Genomic DNA, 6,167 nt, shown 5'->3' on the forward strand with positions numbered 1-6,167 from the left:
CTTTGTTGCATAAATATGTAAGCATCTGATTTAAATAAATTTAATTTTGGATCAAAAAATAATCAAAACTTTTAAAATCATATAGTTATGATATCTTTGTGCAACAAAGCCGTCCAGTACTGGAAACTACATCATAACCTCTCTGATTAACTGAATCAGCTAATTGTCCTAAGGTCATCATAGCTACATAAAGTTCCCAATTCTTCCTGTTAAATGCCTTAATTCTGCAATAGGCATTCCCCAAGAGAGTTCTTTTTCAAACCATTCAATAGATTCACCTAAAGACTTAATAATATCGAATTGGCTCAATGCCATGATTGATTTCCTATCACTTATAAATTAAAGAGCTTACGATCACGTTCATCAGTCAAATACTTGTCCATCTGTGCAATCAATTTTGCCCGGGCCTGTTCATCTTCTTCAGTGATTTTTAGCATACAAGATCCGATTAGAATTTTGCGTCTAGTATCATCTTTACGAGCCTGTTCTTTCTCTTTAGCACGTTCTCTTGCAAGTGCTGCCTGTCTTTGAGCTTTAAGCTGTTTCAGCTTTTCTTCCTGGGCTTTAATTTTGCTGTCTAGTGTTTCAGTAACGCTCATTAATCCAATACCATCATCCTGGGAAACCATCCCTAACATAAGCGCACTTGAATATGCATTCAAGGTGCTATATGTATAGTAATGTTTTCCTCGAAGAGCGCACTTATGCAAACTTCGTTTGCAAGTACGATTGGGGTTCCCCCAATACCCCAACAACCGTTCCACGGTTGTAATTCCACTTCGTGAAATTTAAAAAACAAAAGGCAGTCATGGCGATATACCACTTTTCAGTCAAAACCGTAGCACGATCAGCAGGGCGTTCCGCCACTGCTTCGATTGCCTATCGGGCAGGTGAAAAGATCTATTGCGAACGTGAAGGAAAAGAACATGACTACAGCCGGAAAACCGGTGTGGAATACAAAGAAATTTATTTACCCGAAGGCGCCCCAAAGCATTTAAAAAACCGGGAAAAACTCTGGAACGAAGTAGAGCAACGGGAAACCCGGAAAAATTCCACAGTCGCCCGGGAATTTGAAATTGCCTTTCCCAGTGAGTTGAACCAGGAACAACGTCTGGCCATGCTTGAAGAACTATGTTCTCGCATTGTGGACAGACACCAGGTTGCAGTCGATGCCTGTGTCCATGCACCGCATACCGGATCCGGCAGTGATGAACGCAATTATCACGCCCATATCCTGATGAGCACACGCAAACTCACGCCTGAAGGCTTTACCGATAAAACCCGGGAACTGGATCAGAAACACAGTGGAGAAATTGAGCACTGGCGCGAACACTTTGCCGATATCTGCAATATGCACCTGGATCTAGCCGGATACACCGCCCGAGTCGACCACCGCAGCTACAAAGATCAGGAGAATGGCCTGGAAGCGACCCTGCACGAAGGACCGAAAGTCACCGAACTACGCCGAAAAGGGATTGAGACCGAAATCAGCCGAAGCAATGATGAAATCAAACAGAGAAATCAAGCTCAGCTGCAATACGGCAAAAATATGGACGTTCTAATTGCTGAAAATGAGATAAAACTCAGAAAACTGAAAACAGAACAGCAGATCCAAATCAAAAATAGCGCTAAAACACCACCAATTGACGAAAAAGCCCTGTTTGAGGAAAAACAGAGGGAGACCCTTGGCAAAGTGCTAAAACGCGAAATCAGCGCAAAAGACGCGAATCTAGACCTGGATTTTATGCAGCGCAATCTCAAACAAGCCGAAATAAACCTGACCAAGCACCACAAACATCAAAACGAGTTCAATCAGCAGCTTGCCCAGGAGATCGTGAAAAGCGGACTCAAGCAAAGTCATGACAAATTGCAAAGCCTGGTCGATCAACACAACGAATTAATCCAGAACAAACCCTTACTGTTTGGAAAAAAAGCCTGGGAAGCCCAACGTGATGCGATTTACCAGGAACACAAAAAGCTGAAAGGTCAGCATGAACACCAGAAAAAAGATGGTGTGAAAGATTTATTGGAAAATGAAAAGTTTAAAGAACATGCCTGGAAGCAGTACCAACAACAACATCCGGCCAAAGCCAAGCAATACCAGACTCTATACCCATCCTATCAAGTCATTAAAAAATGTGTGGATGAGATCAAAGCAGAACAACAGATGAAACTCAGACAAGAACAACAGCTCAAAGCACAGCAACATGTGCCTAAAATGAAATCTCGTGGCATGAGTCGCTAAACAGAGCGAGTGTCTACGAGCGAACTGAGAAAATTTGCCCATCCCTTTCCCTGATTACAAGCTCCCTATCCATCAATCACCTGCATGGCAGAGCATCCCGCATGGGTGCGAACTTTCCAAGTTTGATTCCTAAATCGAGCGTAGCGAGAAAAAAAGCTCATGAGCGAAGCGAATTCCGAGCTGCTTTTGATCTTGCTTTTGCTTTTTCTTAAATTCACGAAAATATGAAGCAAAAATTGCCCCGACGAATCGAGCGAAAGCGAGATTCAATAGAGTTTGAGCGAAGCGAAAACCAAGGGCAATTTTTTACTCCCTGGGCTTTTAATTATTTTTAAGCTTTTAAATGCTTTTAATTAAGCTGTAATCCTTTATTCATAATGGTTCTAGAGATATTAAAACGAGGTTTACCTTGCATTAAAACGAGGTTTACCTTGCATTAAAACGAGGTTTACCTTGCATTAAAACGAGGTTTACCTTGCATTAAGCGAGATAATTATATAACCTCGTCTTATTGAATTAAAAATATAATCTTTTCATATGAAAACAGAACTAGTTGTTAAAGATAACGCCTTAATCAATGCCAGTTATAACCTCGATCTAGTTGAACAGAGGTTAATTCTCCTAGCTATTGTTGAAGCAAGGGAATCGGGTAAAGGGATAAATGCTAATGATCCACTAACAGTTCATGCTGAAAGTTATATTAATCAGTTTGGTGTACATCGAAATACGGCTTATCAGGCGTTAAAAGATGCTTGCGATGACTTGTTTGCAAGACAATTCAGTTATCAGAGTCTTAGTGAAAAAGGTAACATTATTAATCACAAATCAAGATGGGTGAGCGAGGTGGCTTATATTGATAATGAAGCTGTCGTTAGACTTATTTTTGCCCCTGCTATTGTGCCTTTAATTACTAGGTTAGAAGAACAATTTACAAAGTATGAAATACAACAAATAAGTAATTTAACAAGTGCTTATGCTGTTCGTTTATATGAAATATTGATTGCATGGCGTAGTACTGGAAAAACGCCTCTCATAACTATGTATGATTTTAGACAAAAAATAGGTGTACTCGAGACTGAATACAAACGAATGTATGATTTTAAAAAATATGTTTTAGACATTGCATTAAAACAAGTAAATGAACATACCGATATTACTGTCAAAGTTGAACAGCATAAAACAGGTAGATCTATTACTGGTTTTTCATTTAGCTTTAAACAGAAAAAATCAGCCACGCATTCAGTCGAATCTAAAAGAGATCCGAATACATTAGACCTCTTTTCAAAAATAACAGATAAACAACGCCATCTATTCGCCAACAAGCTCTCAGAGCTTCCTGAGATGAGTAAATATTCACAAGGCACAGAAAGCTATCAGCAGTTTGCTGTACGTATAGCTGCCATGCTGCAAGATGCAGAGAAATTTAAGGAATTACTTCCTTTACTCAGAAAATTAGGATTTCAATGACATTGTTAATTGAAATTGTTAAGTTAACAGTCAGGTATTAACACAAGTTGAAAACTGGTTTACATAATGAAAAAACTGTCAGTTTCAGAGTTAGCTAAGCTTTATGGATATTCAAGACAAGCCATATATGCACATATAAACAAAGGAAATTTATCTAAAGGATCTGATGGATTAATTGACTTTTCAGAGGCCCTAAGAGTTTTTGGGGAACCACAAAAAAAAGAGGATACAGTCAATCAAAGTCAATCAATTAACAGTCAAAACTTGACAGAAGTTGACTTACTAAAACGTCAAGTTGACATACTGGAAAAACAATTAAATCAGGCAATACAGAGAGAAAATCAATCTTTAGAACGTGAATCGTTTTATCAAGAACAGATTGAAGCTATGCAGCGCTTACTAGAAGCACCAAAAGCCAATATGACTACCTTTACCGATCAGAGCTTTAAACAGGATATAGCAACGGATCCTCGGTCGGAACTAGCAACGAACTATGACGAATTGACTACTCCTCAGCAAGACAATAAGCGTATTCCTATCCCGGAGCATGTTGAACCAGAACAGAAGAAGAGAGGCTTCCTAAGCCGCTTTTTCCTTCCATATGGTTAGCCAAGACTCCAGTTTTTTGAAGAGCCAATTTCAGTGCAAGCACTTGAAATAATGACTCCTCAAAAAACCGGATGATGTTTATTAAAACTGAATAAAACCGTGGAACATCGCTCAATTAGTGATCGTGGAACATGAATAATCAATAAAAAGCCGTTCTGGTGCCCTATACTCCAGAACGGCTTACGTTAATATAATGATATTTAAAGAGAAATATCAAGCATTTCGTATAAGGTGTATTATGTTAATTTTAGGAAATCTTAAGCTTTAGCCAACATAATCTTCAGTTGATATTACTTGAGCATATGCAAATTCAAAAGCGGCCATTAATGTTGCATGGACATGACCAGCAGGTACTTTAACGCCATTAAATTCCAAGTCAGCTCTGGCCCTAGAATCATTTTTTTAACTTTTCATAACGAAGAATAAAAAATAACTCAATGTTTACTTTAGGTTTTATACGCTTTTTCTTTTCAGGAAATAATGCTAGGATCAAAATTGGCTAACATTAAATAATCATAATGAAGAATCTTCAAATAGTTATAGCACAAGCTCTACATTCATATGAATTTGAACATATGGAGCAATCAATAAGTAAATCCATTAGCGACACTATATTGGAAATATTGGTCAATGATGGGCCTTTTGAAAAAATTGATTGTTATCTGTATTCAAAAAAAGATTCTAAAAAAATTCTAAAAAGCTCTATACACTATGTAATTGCTGTCTTAGAAAGGGCGAAGTATAGAGTACAGAAAGCTCAGCAAGATAATCTGAGTCCTTTGTATATCTGCTTATACGTGATTAAGAAAATTGAGGGTTTTATCGAATACTTAAATACTAAATTTTGGTGGTGTTTCAAAAAGTATGCTGAAAAAAACAATATGGCTTTTGATAAAATAGAGGTATGAAAATAACGCTACAAATCAAATGTCCTACCTGTCTAAGTAACAATATAAAGAGAAATGGCATCAAAGTAGATGGGAAACAAAACCATCAATGCAAAGATTGCAAACGTCAGTTTATTGGTGATCATGCATTAAGCTATCAAGGATGTAACTCAGGTATTACCGGCAAGATATTACATTTAATGGTCAGAGGAAGCGGTGTAAGAGATATTGCTGAAGTCGAGCGTATCAGCATTGGCAAGGTATTACGAACCTTAAGTGAATCGATCTATCAGATTCAGCCTAAACAAAGCCACTACGAATGTCTTGAAGTCGATGAACTTTGGACTTTTGTAGGGAATAAGAAAAATAAACAATGGCTTATTTATGCCTACCATCGAGAATCTGGAGAAGTTGTTGCTTATGTTTGGGGTAAGCGGGATTTAGCAACGGTTCAACGTCTTAAAGCTAGACTTAAAAAGCTTGGGGTTCAATATGCTGGAATTGCGAGTGATCACTGGGATAGTTTTATCACAGCATTTCAATGTTGCAAGCAAGTGATCGGTAAGTTTTTTACCGTCGGTATTGAAGGTAACAACTGTAGAATTCGTCATCGAATCAGGCGTGGATTTAGGAGAAGTTGCAACTTTTCTAAAAAGCTCGAAAATCATTTTAAAGCCTTTGATTTGACTTTCTTTTACCTTAATAACGGATTTGTTTAACGCCAGCATACTTTTTGAAACACCACCAAAATTTTAACTGTGAAAGCCTCCATTTAACATAATGGCGGTTATACGAAGTACACTTGTATATTAATATAAATATCAGATACTTATTCAAACCATAAAAATCTAAAAACCATAAAAAAGCCGATTTTGAAACAAGTCGGCTTTTTTATGTTCGATTCTGTAAGCTTTTGCCAATAAAAAATGGAAGAACTTTGCAAAATTTACAATTTTGTA

7 protein-coding genes are annotated in these 6,167 nt (G+C 37.6%); 5 read left to right on the forward strand and 2 right to left on the reverse strand.

Annotated elements, in window-relative coordinates:
- Positions 1-183 precede the first annotated feature (183 nt).
- Both NI468_RS16305 and NI468_RS15720 read right to left on the reverse strand, forming a co-directional pair.
- Entirely contained in the window at positions 184-315 is a 132-nt protein-coding gene (locus tag NI468_RS16305) for a hypothetical protein (protein ID WP_254894336.1), read from the reverse strand.
- 17 nt (positions 316-332) lie between these two features.
- Entirely contained in the window at positions 333-599 is a 267-nt protein-coding gene (locus NI468_RS15720) for a hypothetical protein (protein ID WP_006581723.1), read from the reverse strand.
- Between the two features lie 209 nt (positions 600-808).
- On the opposite strand from NI468_RS15720, the gene mobQ reads away from it, so the two are divergent.
- The 5 genes from mobQ to NI468_RS15745 all read left to right on the forward strand — a co-directional run bounded on the left by mobQ (position 809) and on the right by NI468_RS15745 (position 5,927).
- The gene (mobQ, locus tag NI468_RS15725; RefSeq protein WP_253102581.1) at positions 809-2,245 is read left to right on the forward strand and encodes a MobQ family relaxase; all 1,437 of its coding nucleotides are present in this window, start codon (positions 809-811) and stop codon (positions 2,243-2,245) included.
- A gap of 537 nt (positions 2,246-2,782) precedes the next feature.
- Positions 2,783-3,712 (forward strand): replication initiation protein RepM, encoded by a 930-nt coding sequence (gene repM, locus NI468_RS15730; protein WP_004896921.1) that lies wholly within the window; start codon positions 2,783-2,785, stop codon positions 3,710-3,712.
- 66 nt (positions 3,713-3,778) lie between these two features.
- Complete coding sequence (locus tag NI468_RS15735) at positions 3,779-4,321, forward strand: plasmid replication DNA-binding protein (RefSeq protein ID WP_004896925.1); 543 nt, start codon at positions 3,779-3,781, stop codon at positions 4,319-4,321.
- Positions 4,322-4,839: 518 nt separating this feature from the next.
- Positions 4,840-5,229, forward strand: coding sequence for a hypothetical protein (locus NI468_RS15740; RefSeq protein WP_228277153.1), 390 nt, complete (start codon positions 4,840-4,842; stop codon positions 5,227-5,229).
- Positions 5,226-5,927 carry an IS1 family transposase gene (locus NI468_RS15745; RefSeq protein WP_005263793.1) on the forward strand — a complete coding sequence of 234 codons (702 nt, stop codon included), beginning with the start codon at positions 5,226-5,228 and terminating at the stop codon, positions 5,925-5,927. Before NI468_RS15740 ends, NI468_RS15745 begins: the two co-directional genes overlap by 4 nt.
- Positions 5,928-6,167: the final 240 nt, after the last annotated feature.

It is taken from the genome of Acinetobacter lwoffii (assembly GCF_024129355.1).
Taxonomy (GTDB): Bacteria; Pseudomonadota; Gammaproteobacteria; order Pseudomonadales; family Moraxellaceae; genus Acinetobacter; species Acinetobacter lwoffii_I.

Excerpts from the sequence above, each read along its gene's own strand:
- NI468_RS15740 (WP_228277153.1), top strand. The coding sequence starts at position 4,840 with ATGAAGAATCTTCAAATAGTTATAGCACAAGCTCTACATTCATATGAA.
- repM (WP_004896921.1), top strand. The coding sequence starts at position 2,783 with ATGAAAACAGAACTAGTTGTTAAAGATAACGCCTTAATCAATGCCAGT.
- NI468_RS15735 (WP_004896925.1), top strand. The coding sequence starts at position 3,779 with ATGAAAAAACTGTCAGTTTCAGAGTTAGCTAAGCTTTATGGATATTCA.
- NI468_RS15720 (WP_006581723.1), bottom strand. The coding sequence starts at position 599 with ATGAGCGTTACTGAAACACTAGACAGCAAAATTAAAGCCCAGGAAGAA.
- mobQ (WP_253102581.1), top strand. The coding sequence starts at position 809 with ATGGCGATATACCACTTTTCAGTCAAAACCGTAGCACGATCAGCAGGG.
- NI468_RS15745 (WP_005263793.1), top strand. The coding sequence starts at position 5,226 with ATGAAAATAACGCTACAAATCAAATGTCCTACCTGTCTAAGTAACAAT.
- NI468_RS16305 (WP_254894336.1), bottom strand. The coding sequence starts at position 315 with ATGGCATTGAGCCAATTCGATATTATTAAGTCTTTAGGTGAATCTATT.